Origin of the sequence: Micromonospora sp. NPDC051300 (genome assembly GCF_044455315.1) — a bacterium.
Lineage (GTDB): Bacteria > Actinomycetota > Actinomycetes > Mycobacteriales > Micromonosporaceae > Micromonospora > Micromonospora robiginosa.
Genome location: NZ_JBITEP010000005.1, coordinates 212,786 through 239,372 on the forward strand (window position 1 = coordinate 212,786; position 26,587 = coordinate 239,372).

Sequence of the window (26,587 nt, forward strand, 5' to 3'; positions counted from 1 at the left end):
GTACGCGTCACCCCGCCGACCGGCGACCGACCGCCCGGCCCATCCGGGTCACCGCCTCGGTCAGCACCGCCGGCGAGGTGGCGAAGTTGAGCCGGACGAAGCCGGCGCCGCCGGCGCCGAAGACGTGCCCGGAGCTGAGCGCCACCCGGGCGTCGTCCAGGAACATCCGCGCCGGGCCGGCCAGGTCGCTGGCCACCCCCGGCCCGGCGCCCGGCGCCTCGGTGGGCACGCCCAGGCGGGTGCAGTCCAGCCAGGCCAGGAATGTCCCCTCCGGCCGGTGCCAGGACACCTCCGGCAGGTGCTCGGCAAGCAACGCCCCGAGCAGCGCGCGGTTGGCGTCGAGGCCGTCGAGCAGCAGGTCCAGCCAGGACCCGCCGGCGCGGAACGCGGCCGTGTGCGCGAGCACCCCCAGGTGGCTGGGGCCGTGGCCGACCTCCTCCGGCATCCGGGCCAGGTCGTCGGCGGCCGCCGGCCCGGCGACCGCCAGCGCCGCCTTGAGACCGGCCAGGTTCCACGCCTTGGACGCCGAGAGCAGGGCGAACGCGTGCTCGGCGCCGGGCACCGTGAGGTACGGGGTGAACCGCGCGCCGGCCAGCGCCAGCGGGGCGTGGATCTCGTCGGAGACCACCCGCACGCCGTGCCGCGCGGCCAGCTCGGCGACGACCGCCAGCTCGTCGTCGCGATGCACCACCCCGGTGGGGTTGTGCGGGTTGCAGAGCAGGAACGCCGGCCGGTCGCCGACCGCGCGCGCCCGGCGGAACGCCTCGTCCAGCGCGGCGAGGTCCAGCCGCAGGTCCGACCCGAGCGGGGCCTCGAGCACCCGCCGGTCGGCGTGCGTGACGAACGCGTAGAACGGCGGGTAGACGGGGGGACACACCACGACGGCGTCGCCCGGGTCGGTGACCAGTCGCAGCACCTCGACCACGCCCATCATCACGTCCGGCACCAGCGTGCTGCGCCCGACGGGGAAGTCGGCCCAATCCCAGCGCCGCGCGGCGAACCCGCCGACGGCTTCTGCGTACGCGGTCCCGTGCGGGTAGCCGGTGTCGCCGAGGTCGACCGCGTGGCGCAGCGCGTCGGCCACCGGCGGGGCCAGCGGCACGTCCTGCTCCGCCACCCAGAGCGGCAGCACGTCCGGCGGGTGCAGCCGCCACTTCACGCTGGTGCGCCGACGGAGCTGGTCGAGCGTGAGGTGGGTGAGCGGATTGCGGTCACCGGCGGAAACGCTCATGGGGTTCACCCTAGGCGGCCCTACCATCGTCCGATGGCCCACCCGAGCTACCCGGTACGCACGCCACGACTGCTGCTGCGCCCGGTCACCGCCGACGACCTCGACGACGTGCACGCCTGGCAACGCCGCCCCGACGTGGTCCGCTGGATGCTCGGCGCGGGGCCGCGTACCCGGGAGGAGTCCCGGGCGTCGGTGGCCGCGATGGCGGCCGAGGACGCGCTGCGCGCGGAGGGCGACTGCCTGACCCTGGCCGTGGTCGCGGGCGCCCGGGTGATCGGCGCAGTGGAACTGGTGTGGCGCAGCCGGGCCAACCGGACCGCCGAACTCGGTTACGTCTTCCACCCCGACCACGGCGGCCGTGGCCTGGCCACCGAGGCGGCCACGGCGCTGCTGGACTGGGGTTTCGGGGAGTTCGGGCTGCACCGGGTGACGGTCCGCTGCCACGCCGGCAACGAGCCGTCCGCCCGGCTGGCGACCCGGCTCGGTTTCCGGCGCGAGGCCCGGCACGTGCGCAGCTACCGGTTCCGCGACGAGTGGGCCGACCAGCTCGTCTTCGCCGTCCTCGCCGAGGAGTGGCGGTCCGGTCGGGACGCGGGGGTAGATTTCAGGCGTGCCAGCCCTCGCAGGTGACCCGACGACCGGGCCGGCCGACGGCGAGCTCTACTTCCGGGTGCTCGGGCCGCTCACCGTCGAACGTCGCGGCGAACCGGTGCCGGTGGGCGGGCCGCAGCACGCGGTGGCGCTGGCGCTGCTGCTGTGCCACGCCGACGAGCCGGTCCCGGTCGACGCCCTCGTGGCGGAGCTGTGGCGGGACCGGCCGCCCCGATCCCACCGGGTGCAGGTGCAGGGCATCATCTCCGAGCTGCGCCGCCGGCTGGCGCCCGGCGGCCGGGCCGCCGCCCCGATCGTCACCCGACCGTCGGCCTACCTGCTGCACACCGCGCCGGGCGGGCTCGACCTGCGGCAGTTCTCCGACGAGGTGGCCGCCGCGGCGGCCGCGCGGGCGACAGGCGACAACGCGACCGCGCTCCGGCTGCTGGACGTGGCGTTGGCGCGTTGGCGCGGGCCGGCGTTCAGCGGCCTCACCGGCCGGTCGATCGAGTCGACCGCCGCGACGTTGCGCGAGGCGCGCCTGGACGCGGCCGCCGAGCGGATCGACGCGCGCCTCGCCGACGGGCGACTGAGCGGCCTGGTGGCCGAGGTGGGCGCGTTGATCGGCGAGCGCCCGCTGGACGAGCGGTTCCACCGGCAGCTCATGACGGCGCACCACCGGCTCGGCCGGCCGGCCGACGCGCTGGCCGCCTACCGGGAGCTGCGCGGGCGACTGGTCCGGGAGCTGGGCATCGAGCCGGCCGGGCCGACCCAGGAACTGCACCGGCGGATCCTGGCCGGCGAGTCCGACGCGGCCGGCCCGTCGCACGCCACCGCGGCGCGGGCCAGCGCCCACCGGCAGCTCCCGCCGGACATCGCCGACTTCGTCGGCCGGGAGCGGGAACTGCGCGCGCTGCGCCGCTGGCTGGCGCGCGGCGCGTCGGCCGGCGCGGTGCCGATCGTCGCCGTCGAGGGCATGGCCGGCGTCGGCAAGACCCGGTTCGCGGTGCACGCCGCGCACCGGTTCGCGGACGCCTACCCGGACGGACAGTTCTATCTCGACCTGCGCGGGTTCAGCGCCGAGTCGGCGCCGGCCGCGCCCGGCGCGGTGCTGGAGTCGTTGCTGCGCCGGCTCGGGGTGCCGGCGCCGGCTGTCCCGGAGTCCGTCGCCGACCGGTCGGCGCTGCTGCGCGACCGGCTGGCCGACCGGCGGGTGGTGCTCGTGCTGGACGACGCCGCCGACGAGGCCCAGGTGACGCCGCTGCTGCCGGCCACCGCGGACTGCCTGGTGATCGTGACGAGCCGGCGCGCGTTGGCCCTGGACGGCGCGTGCGTGGTCGCGCTCGACGTGTTCAGCCCGGTCGAGGCGCGGGAGTTGCTGACCGGGCTGCTCGGCCGGGACCGGGTCGCCGCCGAGCCGGCCTCGGTCGAGGAACTCGCCGGCCGGTGCGGGCACCTGCCGCTGGCCGTCGCGGTCGCCGGCCGGCGGCTGCGCGGGCGGCCGGCGTGGCGGGTCGAGCACCTGCTGGCACGGCTCAGCGACCCCGACCGGGGGCTGACCGAGTTCGCCGTCGGCGCCCGCGGCGTCGAGGACGTCTTCGCCCTGTCCTACCGTGCGCTGCCGGCCGGCCGGCAGCGGCTGTTCCGGCTGCTCGGCGTGCACCTCGGCGACGACCTGACCGCGGCGTCGACGGCGGCGCTGGTCGGCGTCGACCCGGCGGACGCGGAGCGGGACCTGGAGGCGCTGCTCGACGAGCACCTCGTGCAGCAGGTGCGTCCCGGCCGCTACGAGCTGCACGACCTGCTGCGTCGCTACGCCGCCCGGCAGGCCGCCGCGACGCCGGACGAGGCCGCCGTCGCGCGGCGGCGGCTCGTCGACTGGTACGTGGCCACGGCCGACCGGGCCACCCGGCTGATCCGCCGATTCCCGCTGCCACCTGTCGGTTCACCACCGGAGTCGGTGGCGCCGGTGCCCGGTTTCGGGGACGAGGAGGCGGCGCTGCGCTGGCTCGACGCGGAGTTCGCGAACCTGAGGTCGGCGATCCACGGCGCGGCGGACCTGCCGTCGTGGCGCGACGCGGTGGTGCTGGTGCACCTGCTCCAGCCGTACCTGGTCCGCCGGGGCCAGGTCGACGACGCGCTGGTGACGCTGCGCGCCGCCGCGGCGGCGGCCCGCCGCCTCGACGACCCGGTCGCCGAGGCGCACACGCTCACCGCGCTGGGCCAGGCGTACGACACCGCCGGCCGGACGGATCGGGCGCTGGAGTCGCTGCGCGACGCGCTGGCGCGCCACGTCCGGCTCGGCCAGCCGGTCGGTGAGGCGGCCACCCGCCACCACCTGGCCATGGTGTTCCGCCGGCTCGGCCGGCACGAGGACGCGATCGCCGAGTACCGGCGGGCCGTGGCGCTGTGCCGGACCGCCGGCGACCGCATGTGGGAGGCGTCGGCGTTGAGCGGCCTCAGCGTCGACCTGCACCTCGCCGGCCGCAACGGGGAGGCGTTGGAGCAGGCGTTGCGGGCGCTGTCGCTGCAACGCGTGCTCGGCGGGCCCGGCCTGGCGAGCGTGGAGAACAACGTCGGGCTGCTGCACGCCCGGCTGGGCCGGCACGCCGAGGCGATCCCGTACGCGCTGCGCGCGCTGGCCTGGCAACGCCGGACCGGGAGCCGACCCGGTCAGGCCAACGCGTTGGCGAACCTGGCGTTCAGCTACGCCCGCACGGGCCGGCCCGCGGACGCGGTGCGGGTGGCCGCCGAGGCGGTGGAGCTCGCCCGCGACCTGGGTCCGGACCTGCGGGCGAACACGTGGAACACGCTCGGGGAGGCGCACCGGTTCGCCGGCGACCACCGGGCGGCGTTGCGCTGCCACCGGGAGGCGCTCGACATCGCCACCCGGATCGGGGAGGCCGAGGAGCAGGCCCGGGCACGGGCCGGGATCCACGGCGCGACCGTGCCGGCGAGCGCTTAGCGAATCCTTAGCGCCGCTCGGTAGCGTCCCGGTCGAACGGGGGTGACCAGGTCCGCGGTCCTGGTCGACGAGTCGGCGGCACGCGGGGGGAGCCGCCGACCCGGGTGCGCGGAAGGGGGCCGCGGCGGCGCGTCGAGGGGGCCGCGCCGCCCCGGTCAGCTCGCGACGACCGGGTCGCCGACCCGGATCTCACCGGTGGTCAGCGGGATCAGGCGTACGCCGAACCAGGTCTTGCCGTCCTGCCGCCGGTGTCGCGCCAGCGTCCGGATCGGCTCCCGGCCCGGGACGAGCGTCACCGGGTCGACAAGCGTGAGCGAGCAGCGGTCGCAGCGTTCGGCGGCCCGGAAGTCGACCGTGCCGATCCGCACCCGGCTCCAGTCGTCCTCGGCGAACGGCGCGACCGGGCCGTCGAGCACCACGGTGGGGCGGAACCGGGCCATCGGCAGCGGGTCCGGCGCCGGCTCGCCCCGCTCCAGCGCGCCCTCGACGATCCAGTCGCGCAGCCGGCGCAGCGACGGCAGCGTGGCGACCAGCAACGGGCCGGCGTCGGAGAGGTTCAGCGGGTCGCCGGGCCGGCCGCCGTGCGTCGCCGAGACCGGCCGGCGTCGCGGGTCGTCCAGCCAGCCCAGCCGCACCGGCTGTCCCAGCCGCTCGCCGAGCCAGTCGTGCGCCTCGCCGGCGGCCAGCCGCAGCGTGTCCAACCGGGACAGCGCGGTGGCGGCCGGCGGCCCGTCGACAGGTTCGGCGACCGTCAGCGACGCGCCGTCGCGGTCGCGGAGCGTGATCGAGCCGGGGCCGGGCGTCGCGGTCAGGCCGAGCATCCGGGGCGCGGTACGGGCGGTCAGCACCTCGCCGTCGGGCCGCAGGAGCAGCCAGCGCCGGTCGTGGCGCAACCCCCACGGCTCGACGGTGGCGTGGTCGACGTCCACGCCACCGAGGGACTTCACCGGGTGGACGTGCGTGGAGACGAGGCGCACGCTCAGCCGACCTTCGGGGTGGCCCGGTCGATGATCGCGGCCAGGTCGACCCCGCCGGGCAGCGTCCCGTACGCCTGGCCGTGGTCGCCGCCGAGGCGGGACGCGCAGAACGCGTCGGCGACGGCGGGGTGGCCATGCCGGACCAGCAGCGCGCCCTGCAGCACCAGCGCGAGGCGTTCCACCACCCGCCGGGCCCGCAGCTCCAGGTCGGTGTGGTCGGCCAACTCCTCGCGCACCCGGCGGACCGCGTCGTCGAGGCGCCGGTCCGCGCCGGCCGCGGCGGCCACCTCCGCCTCGTACGCGGCCAGCACCTGCGGCTCGCGGGTGAGCGCGCGCAGCACGTCCAGCGCGGCGACGTTGCCGGAGCCCTCCCAGATCGAGTTGAGCGGCGACTCGCGGAACAGCCGCGGCATGCCGGACTCCTCGACGTACCCGTTGCCGCCCAGGCATTCCAGGGCCTCGGCGGCGTGCCCCGGCCAGCGTTTGCACACCCAGTACTTGCCGACGGCCAGCGCGAGGCGCTTGAACGCGGTCTCGTCGTCGTCGCCGCGCGCCGACCGGTCGGTCGCGCCGGCCAGCCGGGTCATCAGCACGGTGGCGGCCTCGGACTCGACCGCCAGATCGGCCAGGACGTTGCGCATCAGCGGCTGGTCGGCCAGGTACCGGCCGAACGCCCGCCGGTGGGTGGTGTGGTGCACGGCCGTGGTGACGCCCTGACGCATGCCGGCCGCCGCGCCGATCACGCAGTCGAGCCGGGTCAGGTTGACCATGTCGATGATGGTGCGGACGCCCCGGCCCTCGTCGCCGACGCGCCACGCCACCGCGTGCTCGTACTCGACCTCGGCGGAGGCGTTGGAGCGGTTGCCGAGCTTGTCCTTCAGCCGCATCAGCCGCATCGGGTTGCGGGCGCCGTCGGGCAGGACGCGGGGGACGAGGAAGCAGGTGAGGCCGTCCGGCGCCTGGGCGAGTGTGAGGAACAGGTCGCACATCGGCGCCGAGGTGAACCACTTGTGCCCGACCAGGCGGTAGCTGCCGTCTGGCTCGGGCCGGGCGGTGGTGGTGTTGGCGCGGACGTCCGAGCCGCCCTGCTTCTCGGTCATCGACATGCCGGCCAGCAGGCCGCGTTTGCCGGTGGGCGGGCGCAGCCCGAAGTCGTACTCGGTGCTGGTTAGCAGCGGCTCGTAGCGCGCGGCCAGCTCGGGGCTGTGCCGCAACGCCGGCACCGCCGCGTAGGTCATCGAGATCGGGCAGCCGTGCCCGGCGTCGGGCCGCCAGACGTAGAAGCCGGCGGCGCGGGCGACGTGCGCGCCGGGCCGGTCGTCGGCCCACGGCGCGGCGTGCAGGCCGTGCCCGACGGCGGTGCGCATCAGCTCGTGCCAGGACGGGTGGAACTCCACCTCGTCGACGCGGTGGCCGTACCGGTCGTGGGTGCGCAGCGCGGGCGGGTGCTCGTTGGCCAGCCGGCCGTGCTCGGCGGCCGTCTCGCCGCCGGCCAGCCGGCCCAGCTCGTGCAGGCCGGCGGCGGCCCAGCCGGCGCCCTCGCGGGCCAGGCCGTCGAGCAGCGCCGGGTCGTCGGCGGTGTCGTGGCCGACCAGCGGGGGGACCTGGTTGACGACCTCGTGTGTGGTCACGGCGGCACTCCCAGCACGCGGTGGCGGAAGGTGGATTGAACCACCGTTCAGCGACGGCCGGCAACCGCGCGCCGACCAGTCGATTCGGCTCGATTCGTTTGACATCATCCCGCTCGGCGAGAAGAGTGGCCGAAACTTTCTTTTGTTCGGAAAGCGGCAGGGGGGCCAATGTCCAGGAACAAGCTCGGTGTGATCGGCGCGGCACTCACCCTCACGGTCGGCGTCCTCTCCGGATGCACCGGTGGCGAGGCCGTCGACGTCGGCGACGGCGGCGGGAGCGCCGGGGGCGCGGGGGGCGTCCTCAACGCGGCGATCGGTGGTGAGCCGGACCAGCTCGACCCGCACAAGACCTCCGCCTACTACAGCTTCCAGGTGCTGGAGAACGTCTACGACACCCTGGTCGAGCCGGACGCCGACCTGAAGATGGTGCCCTCGCTGGCCACCAAGTGGACCACCAGCGCCGACCAGCTCACCTGGACGTTCACCCTGCGCGACGGCGCGACGTTCTCCGACGGCTCACCGCTGACCTCGGAGGACGTCGTCTACTCCTACGAGCGGATCATCAAGCAGAAGCTGAACACCGCGTACAAGTTCGCCACCGTCAAGTCGGTGACCGGCCCCGACCCGGCGACCGTGGTGGTGACGCTGAGCGCGCCCACGCCCAACCTGCTGGCCAACCTCGGCGGCTTCAAGGGCGTGGCGATCGTCGAGAAGGCCAACGTGGAGTCCGGCAAGGTCAAGACCGCCCCGGTCGGCAGCGGCCCGTTCAAGGTGGCCGGCTACACCTCCGGCGACAGCATCAAGCTGGTCCGCAACGACGCCTACTGGGGTGACAAGCCGAAGCTGGACGGGGTCACCTTCACCTTCGTCAAGGACCCCACCGTGGCGCTGCAGAACCTGCGCAGCGGCCAGGTGCAGTGGACCGACAACCTGCCGCCGCAGCAGGTGAAGTCGTTGCGGGACGGCGACGACCCGGTGGTGAAGACGGCGCCGTCGACCGACTACTGGTACGTGGCGCTCAACGAGGCCCGCAAGCCGTTCGACAACCCCGAGGTCCGGCGCGCGATCGGCTACGCCCTGGACCGCGAGGCGATCACCAAGGCGGCCAAGTTCGGCCTGGCCACGGTCAACCAGACCGCCATCCCGAAGAACAGCGCGTTCTACTACGACTACGCGCCCTACTCGCACGACCCGGCGAAGGCGAAGCAGATGCTCGGCCAGGCCGGCGTCGGCAACCTCACCATGGACCTGATGGTCACCAGCGAATACCCGGAGACGGTCACCGCCGCGCAGGTCATCGCCGCGCAGCTCAAGGACGTCGGGATCACCCCGAAGATCCGTACGCTGGACTTCGCCCAGTGGCTCGACGAGCAGGCCAAGGGCAACTTCGACGGGTTCATGCTCGGCTGGTTGGGCAACGTCGACCCGGACGAGTTCTACTACGCCCAGCACCACAGCGGCGGCACGTTCAACTTCCACAAGTACGCCAACCCGGCGGTGGACAAGTTGCTCGACGCCGCCCGCACCGAGACCGACCAGAACGCCCGCAAGCAGGCGTACGAGCAGGCCGCGAAGCTGATCGTCGACGACGCCAGCTACCTCTACCTCTACAACCCGGACGTGGTGCAGGGCTGGTCGAAGAAGGTCTCCGGCTACGACGTCCGCAGCGACCGGGCGATCCGGTTCCGCTCGGTCGCCCTCGGCAAGTGACCCGCTTCGTCCTGCGGCGGGTCCTCCAGTCGGCGGTCGTGCTGCTCGGGGTGACCCTGGTGGTCTTCCTGCTGCTGCAACTGGTGCCCGGCGACCCGGTCCGGGTGGCGCTCGGCACCCGGTTCGACCCGCAGACGTACGAGGCGTTGCGCTCGCGCGCCGGCCTCGACCGGCCGCTGCCGGTGCAGTACGCCAGCTATCTCGGGCACGCGCTCACCGGTGACCTCGGGGTCAGCTTCCGCACCGGCCAGCCGGTCAGCCGGATCGTGCTGGAACGGTTGCCGGCGACGCTGTCGCTGGCCGTCACCGCGGTGGTGTTCGCCCTGCTTGTGGCGTTCCCGCTGGGCATCGTCGCGGCGGTGCGCAGCGGCTCGGCGGTCGACCACGCGGCGCGCGTGTTCAGCCAGTTCGGCGTCTCGGTGCCGGACTTCTGGATGGGCATCATGGGCATCATCCTCTTCGCCGGGGTGCTGGGATGGCTGCCGCCTTCGGGCTACGTGGCGTTGACCGAGGACCCGGGCCGGTGGGCCAGTCACGTGGCCCTGCCGGCGGTGACCGTCGGGCTGGTCACCGCGTCGATCCTCACCCGGTTCATCCGCTCGTCGGTGCTGGAGGTCCTCTCCGCCGACTACGTGCGCACCGCCGAGGCGAAGGGGCTGCGCAACCGGGTGGTGATCCTGCGGCACGTGCTGCGCAACGCGCTGATCCCGGTGGTCACCGTGGTCGCGGTGCAGTTGGCCAGCCTGCTCGGCGGCGTGATCGTGATCGAGGTGCTGTTCGCCTGGCCGGGCATCGGCCGGCTCACCTTCGACGCCGTCCAGGCCCGCGACTATCCCGTCCTGCAGGGCGCGGTGTTGCTCGTCGCGGCGCTGTTCCTGCTGGTCAACCTGCTGGTGGACATCCTCTACGCCCGCCTCGACCCGAGGATCACGGTCAGGTGAGCGGCGGAGGCGAGAGCACCGGGCGCCGGGTGCTGGACGCGCTGCGCCGTGACCCGCTCGCGGTTGGCGGCACGCTGGTCCTGCTGCTGCTGGTCGTGGTGGGCGTCTTCGGCCCGTGGCTCGCCCCGGCCGGGGTCAACGACGTCGACGTGGACGCGATGCTGCGTCCGCCCAGCGGGTCCCACCTGTTCGGCACCGACGAGCTGGGCCGGGACGTGCTCAGCCGGGTGCTTGTCGCGGCCCGCGTCTCGCTGGAGGTCGGCGTGGTGAGCGTCGGCATCGCGCTGGTGGCCGGCGTGACGCTCGGGCTGTTCGCCGGCTACTACCGGGGCTGGCTGGACAGCGTGCTGATGCGCTGCATGGACGTGCTGTTCGCGTTCCCGGTGCTGCTGCTGGCGGTGGCCATCGTGGCGGTGCTCGGGCCGGGCCTGCTCACCGCCATGGTCGCCATCGGCGTGGTCTACACGCCGATCTTCGCCCGGATCACCCGCGCCGGCGTCCTCTCCGTACGCGAGCAGGTCTTCGTCCGGGCCGCCGTCTCGATCGGCGCGTCCGACCTGCGCATCATGCGCCGGCACGTGCTGCCGAACATCGCCGCGCCGCTGATCGTGCAGACCTCGCTGTCGCTGGCGTTCGCGATCCTCTCCGAGGCGGCGCTGTCCTTCCTCGGCCTGGGCATCCAACCGCCGGCGCCGGCCTGGGGGCGGATGCTGTTCGACGGGCGCGGCTTCGTCACCGACGCCTGGTGGCTGGGGGTGTTCCCGGGCGCGGCGATCTTCCTGACCGTGCTCGCCTTCAACCTGGTCGGCGACGCGCTGCGCGACGTGCTCGACCCGCGCCAGCTCACCGTCAGCGAGGCCCGCAGGAGCGCACCATGACCACCGAAGAGACCGTGTTCTCCGTGGAGGACCTCACCGTCACCGTGGGCACCCGGCGCGGGCCGGCCCGCGCGGTGGCCGGGGTGTCCTGGCAGGTGCGGGCCGGTGAGACGTTCGCGCTTGTCGGGGAGTCGGGCAGCGGCAAGAGCATGACCCTGCTCGCGGCCACCGGGCTGGCGCCGCGCGCGGCGACGGTCACCGGCCGGGTGCGCCTGCTCGACACCGAGCTGAGCGGGCTGCCGGACGACCGCCGCCGCCGGCTGCGCGGCCGGCACGTCGGGTTCGTCTTCCAGGACCCGATGACGTCGCTCAACCCGGTGCTGCCGGTGGGCCGGCAGGTCACCGAGGCGGCCGAGGCGCACCTGGGCCTGACCCGCCGCGCCGCCCGCGACCGGGCGGTGGAACTGCTCGACCTGGTCGGCATCCCGTCCGCCGCGCGACGGGTGGACGCCTTCCCGCACCAGTTCTCCGGCGGCATGCGCCAACGGGTGGTGATCGCCATGGCGCTGGCCTGCGAGCCGGACCTGCTGATCGCCGACGAGCCGACCACCGCGCTGGACGTGACCACCCAGGCGCAGATCGTCGAGCTGGTCGCCGACCTGCAACAGCGGCTCGGCACGGCGGTCGTCTGGGTCACCCACGACCTGGGCGTGGTCGCCGGCATCGCGGACACGGTCGCGGTGATGTACGGCGGCCGGATCGTCGAGCAGGGCCCGGTCGACGCGGTGTTCGACACGCCGTCGCACCCGTACACCCGGGCGCTGCTCGCGGCCCGACCGGATCCGGCGCGCCGGGGTGAGGATCTGGTGGCCATCCCGGGCGCGCCGCCGAGCCCGCTGGACCTGCCGCCGGGCTGCGCGTTCTGGCCGCGCTGCCCGGTGCGCGCCGATCCCCGGTGCGAGCACGAGCTGCCGCCGTTGACGCCGGTCGGTCCCGGGCACACGGTCCGCACCTTCTATCCGGGGGAGGCCTCATGACAGCGGCGGACGTGGTCGCCGAGCTGGACGAGCTGGCGGTGCACTTCCCGACGCCGGCCGGCGTGGTGCGGGCGGTGGACGGCGTCAGCCTGGAAGTGCGTCGCGGTGAGACGCTCGGCCTGGTCGGCGAGTCGGGCAGCGGCAAGTCGACGGCCGGCCTGGCGCTGCTGCGCCTGGTCGACCCGACCGCCGGCCGGGTCCGGGTGGCCGGCGCGGACGTGACCGGCCTGTCCCGCCGCCGCCTGCGCGGGATGCGCCGGCACGTGGCGATGGTCTTCCAGGACCCGCAGGCGTCCCTCGACCCGCGCCGCACGGTCGGCGACAGCATCGCCGAGCCGTTGACCGTGCACCGGCTGGCCGGTTCCGTCGCGGCCCGCCGGGACCGGGTGGCCGAGCTGCTGGAGCTGGTGGGCCTGCGGCCCGACACCGCCGGTCGGCACCCGCACGAGCTGTCCGGCGGCCAGCGCCAACGGGTGGGGGTGGCCCGCGCGCTGGCCGGGGAGCCGGATCTGATCGTCCTGGACGAGCCGATCGCCTCACTGGACCTGAGCGTGCAGGCGCAGATCATGAACCTGCTGCGGCACCTGCAACGCGACCTCGGGTTGACCTACCTGTTCATCGCGCACGACCTGGCCGCCGTGGAGCACATGAGCGACCGGATCGCGGTGATGTACCTGGGCCGCATCGTGGAGACCGGCCCGCCGGAGCGGATCTACCGGCGGCCGGCGCACCCCTACACGGCGGCGCTGCTGTCGGCGGTGCCGGTGGCCGATCCGCCTGTCGAGCGGGCGCGCCGGCGCACCGTGCTCACCGGCGACATCCCCAGCCCGGTGGACCCGCCCGGCGGCTGCCGGTTCCGTACCCGCTGCCCGCGGGCCCGTGCCGAGTGCGCGGAGACCGACCCGGCGTTGGCCGAGGTGGGCCCCGACCAGCACGCCGCCTGCCTGTTCCCGCTGAACGTCGAGGCCGCCGATCCGGCGTAGGATCGACGGCGATGACCTTCACCACCCGGCCGACGCTGCGCGGCACGTTCGGCATGGTCTCCTCGACGCACTGGCTGGCCAGCCAGTCGGCGATGGGGGTGCTGGAGCGCGGCGGCAACGCCTTCGACGCCTCGGTCGCCGCCGGGTTCGTGCTGCACGTGGTCGAGCCGCACCTCAACGGCCCGGCCGGCGAGGTGCCGGCGATCGTCGCCACGGCCGGCGATCCCGCCCCCCGGGTGCTCTGCGGGCAGGGTCCGGCCCCGGCCGGCGCCACGATCGCGCACTTCCGGTCGCTCGGCCTGGACCTGGTGCCCGGCTCCGGCCCGCTGGCCGCGGTGGTGCCCGGCGCGGTGGACGCCTGGCTGCTGCTGTTGCGCGACCACGGCACCCGCTCCCTCGGCGAGGTGCTGGAGCCGGCGATCGGCTACGCCGCCGCCGGTCACCCGCTGGTCGGCGCCGCCGGGGCGACCGTCGAGCGGGTCCGGTCGCTGTTCACCGAGCACTGGCCGACCTCCGCGCGGCTCTGGCTGCGCGACGGCCGGTCGCCCGCGCCGGGGGAGATGGTCACCAACCCGGCGTACGCGCGCACGCTGCGCCGCCTCGTCGACGCCGGCCGGGCGGCCGGGGTGGACCGGGTGGCGCAGATCGAGGCGGCCCGGCGCGCCTGGCGGGAGGGGTTCGTCGCCGAGGCGGTCGACCGGTTCGCCCGCCTGCCGTTCCGGGACTCCAGCGGCCGCCCGCACGCCGGCGTGCTCACCGGCGCCGACCTGGCCGGCTGGTCCGCGAGCTGGGAGGCGCCGGTCACGCTCGACTGGCGCGGGCACACGGTGGCGAAGACCGGCTTCTGGGGCCAGGGGCCGGTGCTGCTGCAGGCGTTGGCGACGCTCGACGCGCTCGACGACCCGCGGGTGCTCGAACCGTCCACCGTGGACGGCGTCCACGCCCAGGCCGAGGCGCTGAAGCTAGCGTTCGCCGACCGGGAGGCGTGGTACGGCGACACCGACGTGCCGGGCGGGGCGCTGCTGTCGCCGGAGTACGCGCGGGCGCGGGCCGCGCTGATCGGCGACTCCGCGTCGACCGCGCTGCGCCCCGGCAGCCCGGCGGGTACGCCGCCCCGGCTCCCGGCGCACCTGCACGCCCACGCCGCCCGGCGCGCCGGTCCGCCGGATCCCACCACCGGCGAGCCGACCGTACGCGCGGACGGGGTGACCCGCGGCGACACCTGCCACGTCGACGTGGTCGACCGGTGGGGCAACATCATCTCCGCCACACCGAGCGGCGGTTGGCTGCAGAGTTCGCCCACCATTCCGGAGCTGGGCTTCCCGCTGGGCAGCCGATTGCAGATGTGCTGGCTGGAGGAGGGGCTCGCCTCGTCGCTGCGGCCGGGCCGGCGTCCGCGTACCACGTTGAGCCCGACGTTGGTGCTGCGCGACGGCGAGCCGGTGATGGCGTGCGGCACGCCCGGCGGCGACCAGCAGGACCAGTGGCAGTTGCTGTTCCTGCTGCGGCACCTGGCCGGCGGGCAGGAGTTGCAGGCGGCGATCGACGCGCCGGCCTGGCACACCACCAGCCTGCCGGCGTCGTTCTATCCGCGTGAGGTCGAACCGGGCGTGCTGGTGGTGGAGGACCGGATGGATCCGGACGTGCTGGCCGGGCTGCGGGCGCGGGGTCACACCGTCCGCCGCGCCGACCCGTGGAGCCTGGGCCGCCTCTGCGCGGTCACCCGGGACCCCCGTACCGGCGTCCTCTCCGCCGCCGCCAACCCCCGGGGCGCCCAGGGCTACGCCGCGGGCCGCTAGCCCCGCCCGGCGGTTACGATCTCGCGGTCGGTCACGGGGGAGGAGAGGTCATGGGGCTGTTTCGGCGGCGGGGACGGGAGCAGGCGCGGGGGCCGGTGATGGACCCGGCGTTCGGGGACCCGGTGGCGCGGGCGCTCGTCGACGCGCTGGACGCGCGGGACTGGCGAACCGCCCGGGACGTGCTGACCCCGGTCACCGACCCGGACGACCGCGCGTACCTGATGGAGGCCGCCGGTCGGGTCGACGGCGTGCAGGACTGGATCGGCGAGTGGGTCGCGGCGGAGCCGGACTCGACGCTGCCGGTGCTGGTGCGCGGCTGCCACGCGTTCTACTGGGCGTGGGAGGCACGCGGCAACAAGCGCGCGCAGCACACCGGCCAGGACCAGTTCCGGGAGTTCCACAAGCGGCTGCTGGTGGCGGAGAACCTGCTCGACGAGGTGGCGGACCGGGACCCCGACGACGTGACGTCCCGGGCCTGGCTGGTCGCCACCTCCCGGGCCCGCCAGGTCGACCGGGACGAGGCGGCGGCCCGCTTCGACGCGGTGGTCACCCGACACCCCGGGCACCAGGTGGCGCACGAGCACCGGTTGCAGTACCTGTGCCCGAAGTGGTTCGGCACCGAGGAGGCCATGTTCTCCCTGGCCCGGGCGGCGACCGCGAGCGCGCCGGAGGGCAGCATGCTGCCGGCGTTGACGGCCGCCGCGCACATCGAGAAGTGGCTGGAGCTGCCGGCCGAGCAGGACGACACGTACATCCGCTCGGACGAGGTGCGCGCCGAGTTGGTGGCCGCCGCCGAGCGGTCGGTCCTGCACCCGACGTTCCGGCCCGGCGCCGGGCTGGCACCGAGGGCCGGCCTGTTCGCGCTCGCCCTGGAGCTGGCGCACGAGTTCGACGCCGCCGCCCGGGTCTTCGACCTGCTCGGCGATCAGGTCAGCGAGTGGCCCTGGGGGTACGTGGGCGAGCCGGTGGCGGCGTTCGTCCGCTCCCGGGAGTGGGTGCGCGAGCACGTGTCCTGAGCGGTCAGCCGTCGATCCGGGTGATGTTGCGGATCTTGTTGGCGGCGTCCAGCGCCGCCACCTTGTACGCCTCGGCCAGCGTCGGGTAGTTGAACACGGCGTCGAGCAGGTAGTCGACGGTGCCGCCGCACCCCATCACGGCCTGCCCGATGTGGACGATCTCGGTGGCCCCGGTGCCGAAGACGTGCACCCCGAGCAGGCGTCCGTCCTCCGGCGAGACGAGCAACTTCAACATGCCGTACGAGTCGCCGACGATCTGCCCGCGGGCCAGCTCGCGGTAGCGGGCGATGCCCACCTCGAACGGGGTGGAGCTGTCGGTCAGCTCGTCCTCGGTCTTCCCGACGAAACTGATCTCCGGGATCGTGTAGATGCCGATCGGTTGCAGCTCCGGCATGGCCCGGGCCGGCTCCCCGCAGGCGTGCTGCGCGGCGAGGCGGCCCTGTTCCATCGAGGTGGAGGCGAGCGCCGGGAAGCCGATCACGTCGCCGACGGCGTAGATGTTCTCGACCGAGGTGCGGTAGTGGGCGTCGACCTGGATCCGGCCGCGGTGGTCGGCGGTGAGACCGGCCGCCTCCAGCGCCAGGTCGTCGGTCTGGCCCTGCCGGCCGGCGGAGTACATCACCGTGTCGGCGACGATCTTCTTACCGCTGCGCAGCACGCAGAGCGCGGCGGTGCGGTGCTTCTCCACCGAGGCGACCTCCTCGCCGAAGCGGAAGGTGACCGACAGGTCCCGCAGGTGGTACTTGAGCGACTCGACGATCTCCTCGTCGCAGAAGTCGAGCATCCGCTCGCGGCGCTCGACCACCGTCACCTTGGTGCCGAGCGCGGCGAACATCGACGCGTACTCCATGCCGATCACGCCGGCGCCGACCACCACCATGCTGCGCGGCACGGCCTGCAGGTTGATGACGCCGTCGGAGTCGACGATGGTCCGGTCGTCGAAGTCGACGCTGTCCGGGCGGGCCGGCCGGGTCCCGGCGGCGATGACCGCCTTGTCGAAGGTGACCCGGTCCTCCCGGCCGGAGCCGGCGTCGACCCAGACCGCGTGCGGGTCGGCGAACCGGCCGGTGCCGGTGATCATCGCGATCCGGTTGCGGGCCAACTGGTTGCGGATGACGTCCGTCTGCCGACTGATGACGTGCTCGGTGCGGGCGGCCAGGTCGGCGACGGTGATGTCCTCCTTGACCCGGTAGCTGCTGCCGTAGAGGTCGCGCTGGCTCAGCCCGGTGAGGTAGAGGACGGCCTCGCGCAGCGTCTTGGACGGCACGGTGCCGGTGTTGATGCACACCCCGCCGAGCATGTCGCGACGGTCCACGATGGCCACCCGTCGCCCCAGCTTGGCGGCGGCGACGGCCGCCTTCTGTCCACTCGGCCCGGATCCCAGCACCAGCAGGTCGTAGTCGTACACGAGGGCCAGCCTGGCAGGGTGTGCGCCCGGGCGCCAGTCGGGGAGACCCACGGAACGACCAAGATCGCTAGACTCTCCGCATGTCGGACACCACCGCGACCTGGCGCACCGTCGAGGACGAGGTGGTGCGCGGGCGGCAGCGCCTCGTCTTCGTCCGCGAGCAGGAGCACTACCTGTTGACCCCGCTCTGCGTCTACGCCGACGGCGTCGTCACCTGGCGGTGGGAGTCGACAGACGTCGACGGCCTCCGGGCCGCGTTCGACGACGGCACGCTGACCCTGGCCCCGCCCGAGGGCGCGACGGTCACCGTCATCGGCACCGCCGGCGGCTCGGCGCGGCTGACGTCCTGGCTGACACCCGACCTGGTGATCGGCGACCTCGCCGACGAGGTGGACCGGCTCAACGACCGGCCGGACTCCTCCGGGCGCTGCTGGGACGCGCTGATCGCGTACGCCGCCGAGCCGAGCCGCGCCAACCTGGAGATCGTCCGCGAGCGGTACTTCGCGGTGCCCGAGCACCGGCGGCGATACGTGCTCGGTGACATGGACCATGACGACGTGCCGGTGCGGATCCTGCTCGCGGAGACGGGGGAGACGATCCCGGCCCGGCGTCCGGACCACACCCTCACCGTGACCACCGAGACGCGGGAGTGGGCGGTCGACTACTTCCGCCGCAGCGAACGCGGCATCGCCGAGTCGCGCGAGCGGGACGTGCTGGACGGGCCGGAGGCCGCGACAAGGGTCCCGCTGCGGATCGGCGGCCACGTCTACCCGGGCGGCTGGCCGCAGCCGCCAGGCCCCGAGGTGTTGCAACTCGACTACCCGGCACCGGTCGTGCACGACGGCCGGGAGTATCCGAGCGTCATGCACGCCTACTGGGCCCTGTCCACCGACGACGCCGCCTGGCACGACCGCATCGCCGGCGTCGAGCGCGGCCTGGACGCCCGGGCTCTCGCCGAGCAGGCGCCCCGGCGGGACGGCTGGCCGGCCGTCCGGCTCGGGCTGATGGCCGCGCTCCTTCGGGACAAGTTCGCGCGGCATCCGGCGATGGCGCACCGGCTCCGGGAGACCGGGGACGCCCGGCTGCTCTACGGCGACTGGGGATCCCGGTACTGGAACTCGGCGGGCGCCAACTGGGTGGGGCGGCTGATGGAACTGGTGCGATCGGAGCAGGCGGCCCGGTGAACTCCGGTCACCGGCCCGACGAGGTGCCGGGCCGGTGACGCGGATCCGTGCGCTCAGCGGCCCTGGAGCCCCCGGACGGTGTCGCCGAACGTCCAGCCCTTCGACCCGTCCCAGTTGATCGACCAGGTCATCAGCCCCTTGATGCCGGGGACCGAGTTCCATGCCTGGCCGACCAGCGACGGGCCCATGTACCCGCCACCCGCGCCGGGCTGCGCCGGCAGGCCGGGGACCTGCTTGTCGTAGGGGACACGGATGGTGACGCCCTGGACGGTGAGCCCGTTGTTCAGACACTGCGTCTGCACCGTGAAGCCCTGCACCGTGCCGGCCGGGTACGAGTCGCCGGCGCAGCCGTACATCGAGCCGTTGTAGTACTGCATGTTCAGCCACCAGAGCCGGCCGTTGTCCGCGTACTTCTTGACGATCGGCAGGTAGGCGCCCCAGATCGAGCCGTAGGTGACGCTGCCGCCGGTGACGTACGCGGTCTCCGGCGCCATGGTGAGCCCGAAGCCGGCGGGCATCTGGGCCAGCACGCCGTCGATGATCCGGATCAGGTTGGCCTGCGACGGGGAGAGCTGGTTGATGTTCCCGCTGCCGGTCAGCCCGGTCTCGATGTCGATGTCGATGCCGTCGAAGTTGTACCGCCTGAGGATCGGCACCACGGTGGCGACGAACCGGTCGGCGACGGCGGCGGAGCTGAGGTCGATGCCGGCGGCGGCGCCACCGATGGAGAGCAGCACGGTGAGCCCGCCCGCCTTGGCCTGGCACACCTGCGCCGGGGTGGGGACCTTGACGCCGGCGTCCATGCCGTCCTCCCAGAGCACGGTGCCGTCGGCGCGGATGACCGGGAACGCGGCGGTGACCACGTTGTAGCCGTGCCCGGTGATCCGGGAGTCGGTGATCGGGATCCAGCCGAGGCCGGGGTGCACGCCGTTGGCCGCGCCGTCCCAGTTCTCCCAGTAGCCCTGGAGCACCTTGCCCGTCGGCCGGGAGCGCAGCGCGCAGGTCTCGCCGCCAGGTGCGGTAGGGCTGGGCGTGACGGTCGGCGTCGGGGTCGGGGTCCGGGTGGGGGTGGGGCTGGGTGTGGGGGAGGGCGGTCGGGTGGTCGGGCTCGGCGACGGCGTGCCGCCGGAGCAGGCGCCGAGGTCGGTCCAGAGCGCCGGCACGGCGGCCGGCGTCCAGCCCGCGCCGACCGGCGGGGTGTGCGTCACCAGCGCCTGGTAGAGCCGTCCGCCAAACGTGGCCCGGCTGCCGGCGGTCCAGGTGACTCCCTCGGCCCAGGCCGGCGCGTCGCAGGCGACCAGGGCGACCGCGCTGCCGGCGAGCGTGGCGCCGCCGGTCGCGGGCAGGGCCACGGTGGCGGCGAGCAGCGCGACGCCACCGAGCAGGGCGGTCATCGGACGTCCGAGTCGCATGTCATACCTCCTCGTCGATGCGCCGGAGGCTAGCAGTTAACTTTGTTAAATGTAAATGCGCAGTAGTCTGTCAGCACTTCGTTCAGGGCGTGAAAATGCGGGAAGGACGGCGGCGGACGTGGACGCCAGACGCACCACGGTGCGCGACATGCGCCGGGCCAACCGGTCGGTCCTGCTCACCCGGATCTGGCTGGACGGGCCGCTCAGCCGGCACGAGCTGGGCCAGTCCACCGCGCTGAGCCTGGCCAGCGTGAGCAACCTGGTCGGCGAGATGATCGCCGAGGGGCTGGTCGAGGAGGCCGGCTCGGTCGAGTCCGACGGCGGTCGCCCCCGGGTGCTGCTGCGCGTCGCGCCCGGCTGCGGCTACCTCGTCGGCGCCGACGTGGGCGAGACCCGGGTGCAGGTCGAGCTGTTCGACCTGAGCATGACCGCGCTGGCCAAGGCGGAGTACCCGATCGCCGCCGCCGAGCCCGATCCGACGCGCGTCGCCGCTCACCTGTTGCACGGGCTCGCCGCGGTGACCGAGCAGGCCGGCGTCGACCCGGGGGCGGTGCTCGGCTTCGGCGTCGCCGTCTCCGGCACCGTCGAGCACACCGCCGACGCCGTGGTGCACGCCCAGACCCTCGGCTGGGACGGCGTCCCGCTCGGCGCGATGCTGCGCGCCGGCACGGACGTCCCGGTGCACGTCGACAACGGCGCCAAGACGCTCGGGCAGGCCGAGATGTGGTTCGGCGCCGGCCGGGGCGCGCGGCACGCGGTGGTCGCCCTGGTCGGCTCCGGCGTCGGCGCCTGCGTGGTCGCCGGCGGCGTCGGCTACCGCGGCGCGCACAGCAGCGCCGGCGAGTGGGGCCACACCACGATCGTGTACGGGGGCCGGCGCTGCCGCTGCGGCAATCTCGGCTGCCTGGAGGCGTACGTCGGGGCGGAGGGGGTGCTGGACCGGTTCCGGCAGGCCAACCGGGGTCGACCGGCGGCCGGCGGGGACGAGGAGACCGCCTTCGGCGAGCTGCTGCGCGCCACCGGCCGGACCGCGGTGCGGGTGGTCGACGAGACGGTCGGCTACCTGGGCGCCGGGGTGGCCAACCTGGTCAACCTGTTCAACCCGGAACGGGTGGTGCTGGGCGGCTGGGCCGGGCTGGCCCTGGGCGAGCGGCACCTGCCGGCGATCCGCGAGGCGACCGCGCGGCACGCGCTGCGCCAGCCGTACGCGCAGACCTCGATCGAGCTGTGCCGGCTCGGACCGGACGCGGTCGCGATGGGCGCGGCCACCCTGCCGATGACCCGGCTGCTGCGCGACGGCGGCGTCCCCCGCGAACCCGGGGTCCGACCCGCGCCCGCGCGACGGCCGGGTCGCCGCTGAGCGGCGACCCGCCCGGTCGGCTCAGGACGGCAGCGTCCACTTCTGGTTGGCGCCGCCGGTGCAGCTCCACACCTGGGTCTTCGTCCCGTCGGCGGCGGTGTTGCCGGTGACGTCGAGACACTTGTTCGCCTGCGGGTTCACCAGGTCCCGCCCGGCGGTCCAGGTCCACTGCTGGGCGGCGCTGCCGTTGCAGGTCCACAACTGCACCCGGGTGCCGTCGGCGGTGCCCCCGCCGGCCACGTCCAGGCACTTGCCGAGCGCGCGCAGCGTGCCGTCGGCGGCCCGGGTCCAGCGCTGGTTGGTCCCGCCGGTGCAGGTCCAGATCTGCGCCGGCGTGCCGTCGGCGGTGGCGTTGTCGGTGACGTCGAGGCACTTGCCGCCGATGCCGGTGACCGGGCCGGTGGGCGCGGCCCCGCCGCCGGACGGGGTGCCGGACCAGGTGAACGTGGCGGTGGTGCGGGCCGGCAGCGAGTAGGTGAAGGACTGGCCGCCCCACACCACCTTCATCGACTGCGCCGACGTGCCGCCGTTGTGCGCGAGCAGCGCCTTGGAGCCGTCCGGGTTGCGGTAGGCGACGTTCGGCACGGTCGTGTCGGCGGTGGAGTCGATCCGGGTGGCGCCGGGCCGGACGAACTTGGTGAGGTGCCCGGTGGTGTAGTACTCGACGGTGTAGTCGACCTGGCCGGCCCGGGCGCCGCCCTCCTGCACGGTGATCAGGCCGGTGCAGGTGCCGCAGCCGCCGTTGTGCGGGCCCATGTTCTGGTTGACCGCGAGGCTCCACTTCACCACGCTGCGGCTCCAGTTCCGGGCGTAGCTGACGATGTCGGCCATGTCCTCGTTGTGCTGGTTGGTGATCCAGGTGCCGCCGGAGTGCTCGGTGCTGAACTGCGGCACCGCCGGATACTGGGCCCGCACCTGGCTGCCGACGGCCGGGTCGCCGAAGTAGCCGTGCCAGGCGATGCCGCCGAACAGCGGGTCGGTGCGTACCGCGCTGTCGGCCAGCAGGCCGGAGCCGATCGTGCCGTAGTCGCCGTAGTTCCAGTCGTGCACCAGCACCCTGGTGCTGAGGCCGGCGGCCCGCAACGCCGGGTAGACGAAGTTCTTGGTCAGCTCGGTGAGGCCGGAGGCGTTCCAGCTCATGCCCGGGTAGTCCATCGCGGTGGGGTTGCCGGACTGGCAGCAGTTCGGCTCGTTCTGCACCGACAGGTAGTCGACAGTGACGCCACGCGCCGCGTACGCCTGGATCGTCTTCACCAGATACTGCGCGTAGGTGGCGTAGTGCTCCCACTTCAGCCAGCCCATCTGGTCCATCCGGCCGTTGTCCTTCATCCAGCCGGGCGCGCTCCACGGCACCACCATCACCCGCAGCGCCGGGTTGAGCTGGCGGGCCTGCGCGGTGAGCAGCTCGACGTTCGTGTCGTAGCCGTTCGCGCCGAAGTCGGTGAGGTCGCAGCAGGTGTCGTCGAGGGAGACGTTTCCGGGGCGGGACAGGTCGGACGCGCCGATCGGGTTGCGCACGAACGACAGCCCGATCCCGTCGGTGGGGCTGAACAGCTTGCGCATCACCGCGTCCCGGGTGGCCGCGCTGACCGGACCGCCGCGCAGCAGGTACGCGGTGGTGTCGGTGATGGACGCGCCGGCGCCCTCGAACGGCTGGTAGCGGGTGTTCTCGTCGACGGTGATGGTGCGGGTGGCGCCGGGGCTGGTGGCGGCGAAGCTCAGCGGGCTCTGCTGTTGCAGCCCGCGGGTGACGGTCCGGCCGCCGGCGTCGGAGGTGGTGGTGAGCCAGACGTCGACGGTCTCGCCTGCGGCGTGGGCCGCGGTGGTGGGGACGAGGGCGCCGGCGGTGAGGCAGAGCGTCAGGGCGACGCGGCCGGCGTGGCGGGCAGCGGTGGTGGGGGACACGGATGCTCCTTCCTGATGGATTGACATCCGCGAATGAGCGAACCGTTGTTCCGGCCTTGTGTCAAGACATGAAAAAAAGGGGCGGCCGCCCGGGAGGGACTCCCGCGCGGCCGCCCCGAACGGTGGCCTCAGCCCTGCCCGCGCACCCGTCGCACGGTGTCGCGGTACCACAACGCGCTGCGCTTCGGGGTGCGGCGCTGCGAGTCGTAGTCCACCCGCACGATGCCGAAGCGCTTGTCGTAGCCGTACGCCCACTCGAAGTTGTCCAGCAGCGACCAGGCGAAGTAACCACGGATGTCCGCGCCCGCCTGCCGGGCCCGGGCCACTGCCCGCAGGTGCTCGGTCAGGTAGGACACCCGGTCGTCGTCGGCCACGAACCCGTCGGCGTCGGGCTTGTCGTCGAACGCCGCGCCGTTCTCGGTGATCACCATCGGCACGCCCGGGTAGTCCCGGTGCAGCCGGACCAGCAGGTCGGTGAAGGACTCCGGCACGATCTCCCAGTCCATCGCGGTGCGCGGCAGGTCCCGGCGGACCACCCGGCGCACCGGCCTGCCGTCGTCGTCGCGCTCGCGGCCCTGCTCGTCCACCCCGGAGTGCACCTGCCCGAAGTAGTAGTTCACGCCCAGCACGTCGATGGGCGTGGCGATGACGTCCAGATCCCCGTCCTCGACCGGGATGCGCACCCCCTCGGCCGCCAGGTCGTCGATCACGTCCTGCGGGTACGACCCGCGCAGCACCGGGTCCAGGTAGAGCCGGTTGCCCAGCCCGTCCGCGGCCCGCGCCGCGTCCCGGTCCGCCGCGCTGTCGGTGGCCGGGTCGGCGGTGGACAGGTTCACCGTCAGGCCCAGCTCGATCGGCGACTGCGCCGCCGCCCGCAGCCGCTGCGTGGCCAGCCCGTGCCCGAGCAGCAGGTGGTGCGCGGCGGCGATGCCGTCGCCCAGGTTCCGCCGGCCCGGGGCGTGGTCGCCGTACGCGTAGCCGAGCATCGCCGAGCACCACGGCTCGTTCAGCGTGGTCCAGGTGCGTACCCGGTCGCCGAGCGCGCCGAAGACCAGCTCCGCGTAGTCGGCGAAGCGGTACGCGGTGTCCCGGTTCGGCCAGCCCCCCGCGTCCTCCAGCTCCTGCGGCAGGTCCCAGTGGTAGAGCGTCACCCACGGGTCGACGCCCCGGCCGAGCAGCTCGTCCACCAGCCGGTCGTAGAAGGCCAGCCCGGCGGCGTTGGCCGGCCCGCGCCCGCCCGGCTGCACCCGGGGCCACGCCACCGAGAACCGGTAGGTGTCCAGCCCCAGGTCGGCGATGAGTGCCACGTCCTGCGGCATCCGGTGGTAGTGGTCGCAGGCCACGTCGCCGTGGTCGCCGTTCGCCACCGCGCCGGGGACCCGGCAGAAGGTGTCCCAGATCGACGGGGTGCGGCCGTCCTCGGCCGCCGCGCCCTCGATCTGGTACGACGACGTCGCCACCCCCCACCGGAAGGTCGGCGGCAGCGTGTCGATCGGGTCGGCCTGATCGACGCTCGGGCGGTTGAGGTCGGTGTCCATGGTTCTCCTCGCGGTAGCGGTGGGCTCGGACTTCTCAGCGGGGCAGCGGGGCCACGGCCGGGTGCAGCCAGCACGCGACGGCCCGGGTCGGATCGGCGACGCCGGGCGGCCCCAGCACCGGAAGCCGTTCGTCGCACGGGTCGAACGCCTTCGGGCAGCGCGGGTGGAACGCGCAGCCGGCCGGCATGGCGCGCAGGTCCGGCGGGGAGCCGGGGATGCCGGTCAGCTCGCGGCGCGGGCCGCGCAGCGCCGGGAAGGAGTGCAGCAACCCCTCGGTGTACGGGTGCAGCGGCTCGGCGTACAGCCGGGCGGCCGGCGCCTCCTCCACGATCCGACCGCCGTACATGATGGCGATCCGGTCGGAGAACTCCACCAGCAGCGACAGGTCGTGGGTGATGAACAGCACCGCGAAGCCGAGGCGTTCCCGCAGCTCGGCGAGCTGGCCGAGGATCTGCCGCTGCATCACCACGTCCAGCGCGGTGGTCGGCTCGTCCATGATCACGAGCTGCGGCTCCAGCGCCAGCGCCATGGCGATCATGACGCGTTGCCGCATGCCGCCGGAGAGCTGGTGCGGATAGCTGTCCAGCCGGTCGGCGGCGATGCCCACCAGGCGCAGCAGGTCCCGTGCGCGAGCCAGCCGGCCCGCCGCGGTGCTCCTCGGCTCGTGCGCCTTGATCACGTCGAGGAGCTGGGTGGAGACCTTGTGCACCGGGTTGAGCGAGTTCATCGCGCCCTGGAAGACGATCGACGTCTCCGCCCACCGGAACGCGCGCAGCCGGGCCGGGCTGAGCGTCAGCACGTCCACCGGCGGCCCGTCGGCCGGGTGGTAGATCACCTGGCCGCCGCTGACCACGCCGGGCGGGGGCAGCAGCCGGGTCAGCCCGTACGCCAGGGTGGACTTGCCGCTGCCGCTCTCCCCGGCCAGGCCGAGCACCTCGCCGCGGTGCAGCGTCAGGTCGACGTCGCGCACCGCGTGCACCGCGTCCGCGCCGACGCCGTAGTCGACGCACAGCCCACGGATCTCCAAGACCTTGCCGTTCATGGTGTGACGTCCTCTCGGATCTCCGCCTTCTGCATCGGCACGGGGGCCGGGTTCGGGGCCAGCACCGGGGTGAAGCCGACGCGCATCCGCACGGTGCGGCCGTCGGCGGTGCGGATCCGGGTCCGGCCGCCGGTGCGCAGCCGGGGGCTGACGAACTCGTCGATGCCGAAGTTGATCAGCGCGAGCGCGGTGCCGAGCAGCGCGATGGCCAGCCCGGCCGGCACGAACCACCACCAGGCGCCCTGCGCGAGCGCCTGCTGGCCCTGCGCCCAGAACAGGATGGTGCCCCAGTTCCACGAGCTGACCGACGAGATGCCGATGAACGCCAGGGTGATCTCCGACATCACCGCGAAGATGACCGTGCCGACGAAACCGGACGCGATGATCGCGGTGAGGTTCGGCAGGATCTCGAACCCGATGATCCGCCAGGTCCGCTCGCCGGTGGCCCGGGCCGCCTCCACGTAGTCGCGGCGGCGCAACGACAGCGTCTGCGCGCGCAGCACCCGGGCGCCCCAGGCCCACGAGGTGAGCCCGATGATCAGCGCGACCAGCAGGTCGCCGGCCTGGTCGACGAGCGACGCCACGATGATGATCAGCGGCAGCGCGGGGATCACCAGGAACACGTTGGACAGCGCGGACAGGCTCTCGTCGGCCGCGCCGCCCAGGTAGCCGGCGGTGACGCCGATCAGGATGGACAGGACGGTGGCCAGCACGCCGGCGATCAGCCCCACCACCATCACGCTGCGCGCGCCGACCAGGATCTGGCTGAAGATGTCCTGCCCGAGGTGGGTGGTGCCGAACCAGTGCCGGGACGACGGCGCCTGGAGCACGTCGGCGCCACGCGCGTCGGGGTCGTACGGCGCGATCCACGGGCCGATCACCGCCAGCAGCGCGTACACGCCGAGGACGACCAGCCCGGTCGCGGCCTTGGCGTTGGCGACGAAGCGGAACCGGCGACGGCGCGCCCTGGCCGACGGCTGCGCCATCGCGCCCTGGCCGGGGATGACCTGCTCGATGCTGGACGGGGAGAGTGTCATCG

General features: G+C 74.0%; 20 protein-coding genes. 11 read left to right on the top strand and 9 right to left on the bottom strand.

The window, feature by feature from the left end:
* Positions 1-7: 7 nt before the first annotated feature.
* Positions 8-1,231: a MalY/PatB family protein gene (locus ACIA5A_RS08205; protein ID WP_396757950.1), complete on the bottom strand. Its 1,224-nt coding sequence runs from the start codon at positions 1,229-1,231 to the stop codon at positions 8-10.
* A gap of 33 nt (positions 1,232-1,264) precedes the next feature.
* Between ACIA5A_RS08205 and ACIA5A_RS08210 the strand changes: the two genes are divergently transcribed.
* Both ACIA5A_RS08210 and ACIA5A_RS08215 read left to right on the top strand, forming a co-directional pair.
* On the top strand, positions 1,265-1,861 hold the full coding sequence (locus ACIA5A_RS08210) for a GNAT family N-acetyltransferase (RefSeq protein WP_396757953.1): 597 nt from the start codon (positions 1,265-1,267) through the stop codon (positions 1,859-1,861).
* Positions 1,842-4,787 carry a tetratricopeptide repeat protein gene (locus ACIA5A_RS08215; protein WP_396757956.1) on the top strand — a complete coding sequence of 982 codons (2,946 nt, stop codon included), beginning with the start codon at positions 1,842-1,844 and terminating at the stop codon, positions 4,785-4,787. The genes ACIA5A_RS08210 and ACIA5A_RS08215 overlap by 20 nt, the downstream gene beginning before the upstream one ends.
* A gap of 155 nt (positions 4,788-4,942) precedes the next feature.
* Here ACIA5A_RS08215 and ACIA5A_RS08220 read toward each other — a convergent pair whose 3' ends face one another.
* Both ACIA5A_RS08220 and ACIA5A_RS08225 read right to left on the bottom strand, forming a co-directional pair.
* Positions 4,943-5,764 (bottom strand): MOSC domain-containing protein, encoded by an 822-nt coding sequence (locus tag ACIA5A_RS08220; protein ID WP_396757959.1) that lies wholly within the window; start codon positions 5,762-5,764, stop codon positions 4,943-4,945.
* Positions 5,765-5,766: 2 nt separating this feature from the next.
* On the bottom strand, positions 5,767-7,395 hold the full coding sequence (locus ACIA5A_RS08225) for an acyl-CoA dehydrogenase family protein (RefSeq protein WP_396757962.1): 1,629 nt from the start codon (positions 7,393-7,395) through the stop codon (positions 5,767-5,769).
* A 168-nt stretch (positions 7,396-7,563) separates the two neighbouring features.
* On the opposite strand from ACIA5A_RS08225, the gene ACIA5A_RS08230 reads away from it, so the two are divergent.
* Genes ACIA5A_RS08230 through ACIA5A_RS08260 form a run of 7 tightly spaced genes read left to right on the top strand, consistent with a single transcriptional unit; the run spans position 7,564 to position 15,699 of the window.
* Positions 7,564-9,105 (top strand): ABC transporter substrate-binding protein, encoded by a 1,542-nt coding sequence (locus ACIA5A_RS08230; RefSeq protein ID WP_396757965.1) that lies wholly within the window; start codon positions 7,564-7,566, stop codon positions 9,103-9,105.
* The gene (locus ACIA5A_RS08235) at positions 9,102-10,046 is read left to right on the top strand and encodes an ABC transporter permease (RefSeq protein ID WP_396757968.1); all 945 of its coding nucleotides are present in this window, start codon (positions 9,102-9,104) and stop codon (positions 10,044-10,046) included. The genes ACIA5A_RS08230 and ACIA5A_RS08235 overlap by 4 nt, the downstream gene beginning before the upstream one ends.
* Positions 10,043-10,924 carry an ABC transporter permease gene (locus ACIA5A_RS08240; protein WP_396757971.1) on the top strand — a complete coding sequence of 294 codons (882 nt, stop codon included), beginning with the start codon at positions 10,043-10,045 and terminating at the stop codon, positions 10,922-10,924. The genes ACIA5A_RS08235 and ACIA5A_RS08240 overlap by 4 nt, the downstream gene beginning before the upstream one ends.
* Complete coding sequence (locus ACIA5A_RS08245; RefSeq protein ID WP_396757974.1) at positions 10,921-11,901, top strand: ABC transporter ATP-binding protein; 981 nt, start codon at positions 10,921-10,923, stop codon at positions 11,899-11,901. The genes ACIA5A_RS08240 and ACIA5A_RS08245 overlap by 4 nt, the downstream gene beginning before the upstream one ends.
* Complete coding sequence (locus ACIA5A_RS08250) at positions 11,898-12,884, top strand: ABC transporter ATP-binding protein (RefSeq protein WP_396757976.1); 987 nt, start codon at positions 11,898-11,900, stop codon at positions 12,882-12,884. Before ACIA5A_RS08245 ends, ACIA5A_RS08250 begins: the two co-directional genes overlap by 4 nt.
* 11 nt (positions 12,885-12,895) lie before the next feature.
* A complete protein-coding gene (locus ACIA5A_RS08255; RefSeq protein ID WP_396757978.1) occupies positions 12,896-14,683 on the top strand; it encodes a gamma-glutamyltransferase family protein in 1,788 nt (595 codons plus the stop codon).
* Positions 14,684-14,733: 50 nt separating this feature from the next.
* A complete protein-coding gene (locus tag ACIA5A_RS08260) occupies positions 14,734-15,699 on the top strand; it encodes a DUF4034 domain-containing protein (protein ID WP_396757981.1) in 966 nt (321 codons plus the stop codon).
* Positions 15,700-15,703: 4 nt separating this feature from the next.
* Here the strand turns inward: ACIA5A_RS08260 and sthA are convergent, their stop codons facing one another.
* Positions 15,704-17,107 (bottom strand): Si-specific NAD(P)(+) transhydrogenase, encoded by a 1,404-nt coding sequence (gene sthA, locus ACIA5A_RS08265; RefSeq protein ID WP_396757984.1) that lies wholly within the window; start codon positions 17,105-17,107, stop codon positions 15,704-15,706.
* 80 nt (positions 17,108-17,187) lie between these two features.
* Between sthA and ACIA5A_RS08270 the strand changes: the two genes are divergently transcribed.
* The gene (locus ACIA5A_RS08270; RefSeq protein ID WP_396757987.1) at positions 17,188-18,291 is read left to right on the top strand and encodes an NADAR family protein; all 1,104 of its coding nucleotides are present in this window, start codon (positions 17,188-17,190) and stop codon (positions 18,289-18,291) included.
* Between the two features lie 53 nt (positions 18,292-18,344).
* Here ACIA5A_RS08270 and ACIA5A_RS08275 read toward each other — a convergent pair whose 3' ends face one another.
* Positions 18,345-19,703: a glycosyl hydrolase family 18 protein gene (locus ACIA5A_RS08275; RefSeq protein ID WP_396757989.1), complete on the bottom strand. Its 1,359-nt coding sequence runs from the start codon at positions 19,701-19,703 to the stop codon at positions 18,345-18,347.
* Between the two features lie 118 nt (positions 19,704-19,821).
* On the opposite strand from ACIA5A_RS08275, the gene ACIA5A_RS08280 reads away from it, so the two are divergent.
* Positions 19,822-21,063: an ROK family protein gene (locus tag ACIA5A_RS08280; RefSeq protein WP_396757992.1), complete on the top strand. Its 1,242-nt coding sequence runs from the start codon at positions 19,822-19,824 to the stop codon at positions 21,061-21,063.
* A 21-nt stretch (positions 21,064-21,084) separates the two neighbouring features.
* Here ACIA5A_RS08280 and ACIA5A_RS08285 read toward each other — a convergent pair whose 3' ends face one another.
* The 4 genes from ACIA5A_RS08285 to ACIA5A_RS08300 all read right to left on the bottom strand — a co-directional run bounded on the left by ACIA5A_RS08285 (position 21,085) and on the right by ACIA5A_RS08300 (position 26,585).
* Positions 21,085-22,968, bottom strand: coding sequence for a lectin (locus ACIA5A_RS08285; protein ID WP_396757995.1), 1,884 nt, complete (start codon positions 22,966-22,968; stop codon positions 21,085-21,087).
* A gap of 128 nt (positions 22,969-23,096) precedes the next feature.
* On the bottom strand, positions 23,097-24,506 hold the full coding sequence (locus tag ACIA5A_RS08290; protein ID WP_396757998.1) for a GH1 family beta-glucosidase: 1,410 nt from the start codon (positions 24,504-24,506) through the stop codon (positions 23,097-23,099).
* Positions 24,507-24,540: 34 nt separating this feature from the next.
* Positions 24,541-25,548: an ABC transporter ATP-binding protein gene (locus tag ACIA5A_RS08295; protein ID WP_396758001.1), complete on the bottom strand. Its 1,008-nt coding sequence runs from the start codon at positions 25,546-25,548 to the stop codon at positions 24,541-24,543.
* Positions 25,545-26,585: an ABC transporter permease gene (locus ACIA5A_RS08300; RefSeq protein ID WP_396758004.1), complete on the bottom strand. Its 1,041-nt coding sequence runs from the start codon at positions 26,583-26,585 to the stop codon at positions 25,545-25,547. Before ACIA5A_RS08300 ends, ACIA5A_RS08295 begins: the two co-directional genes overlap by 4 nt.
* Between the last annotated feature and the right edge of the window lie 2 nt (positions 26,586-26,587).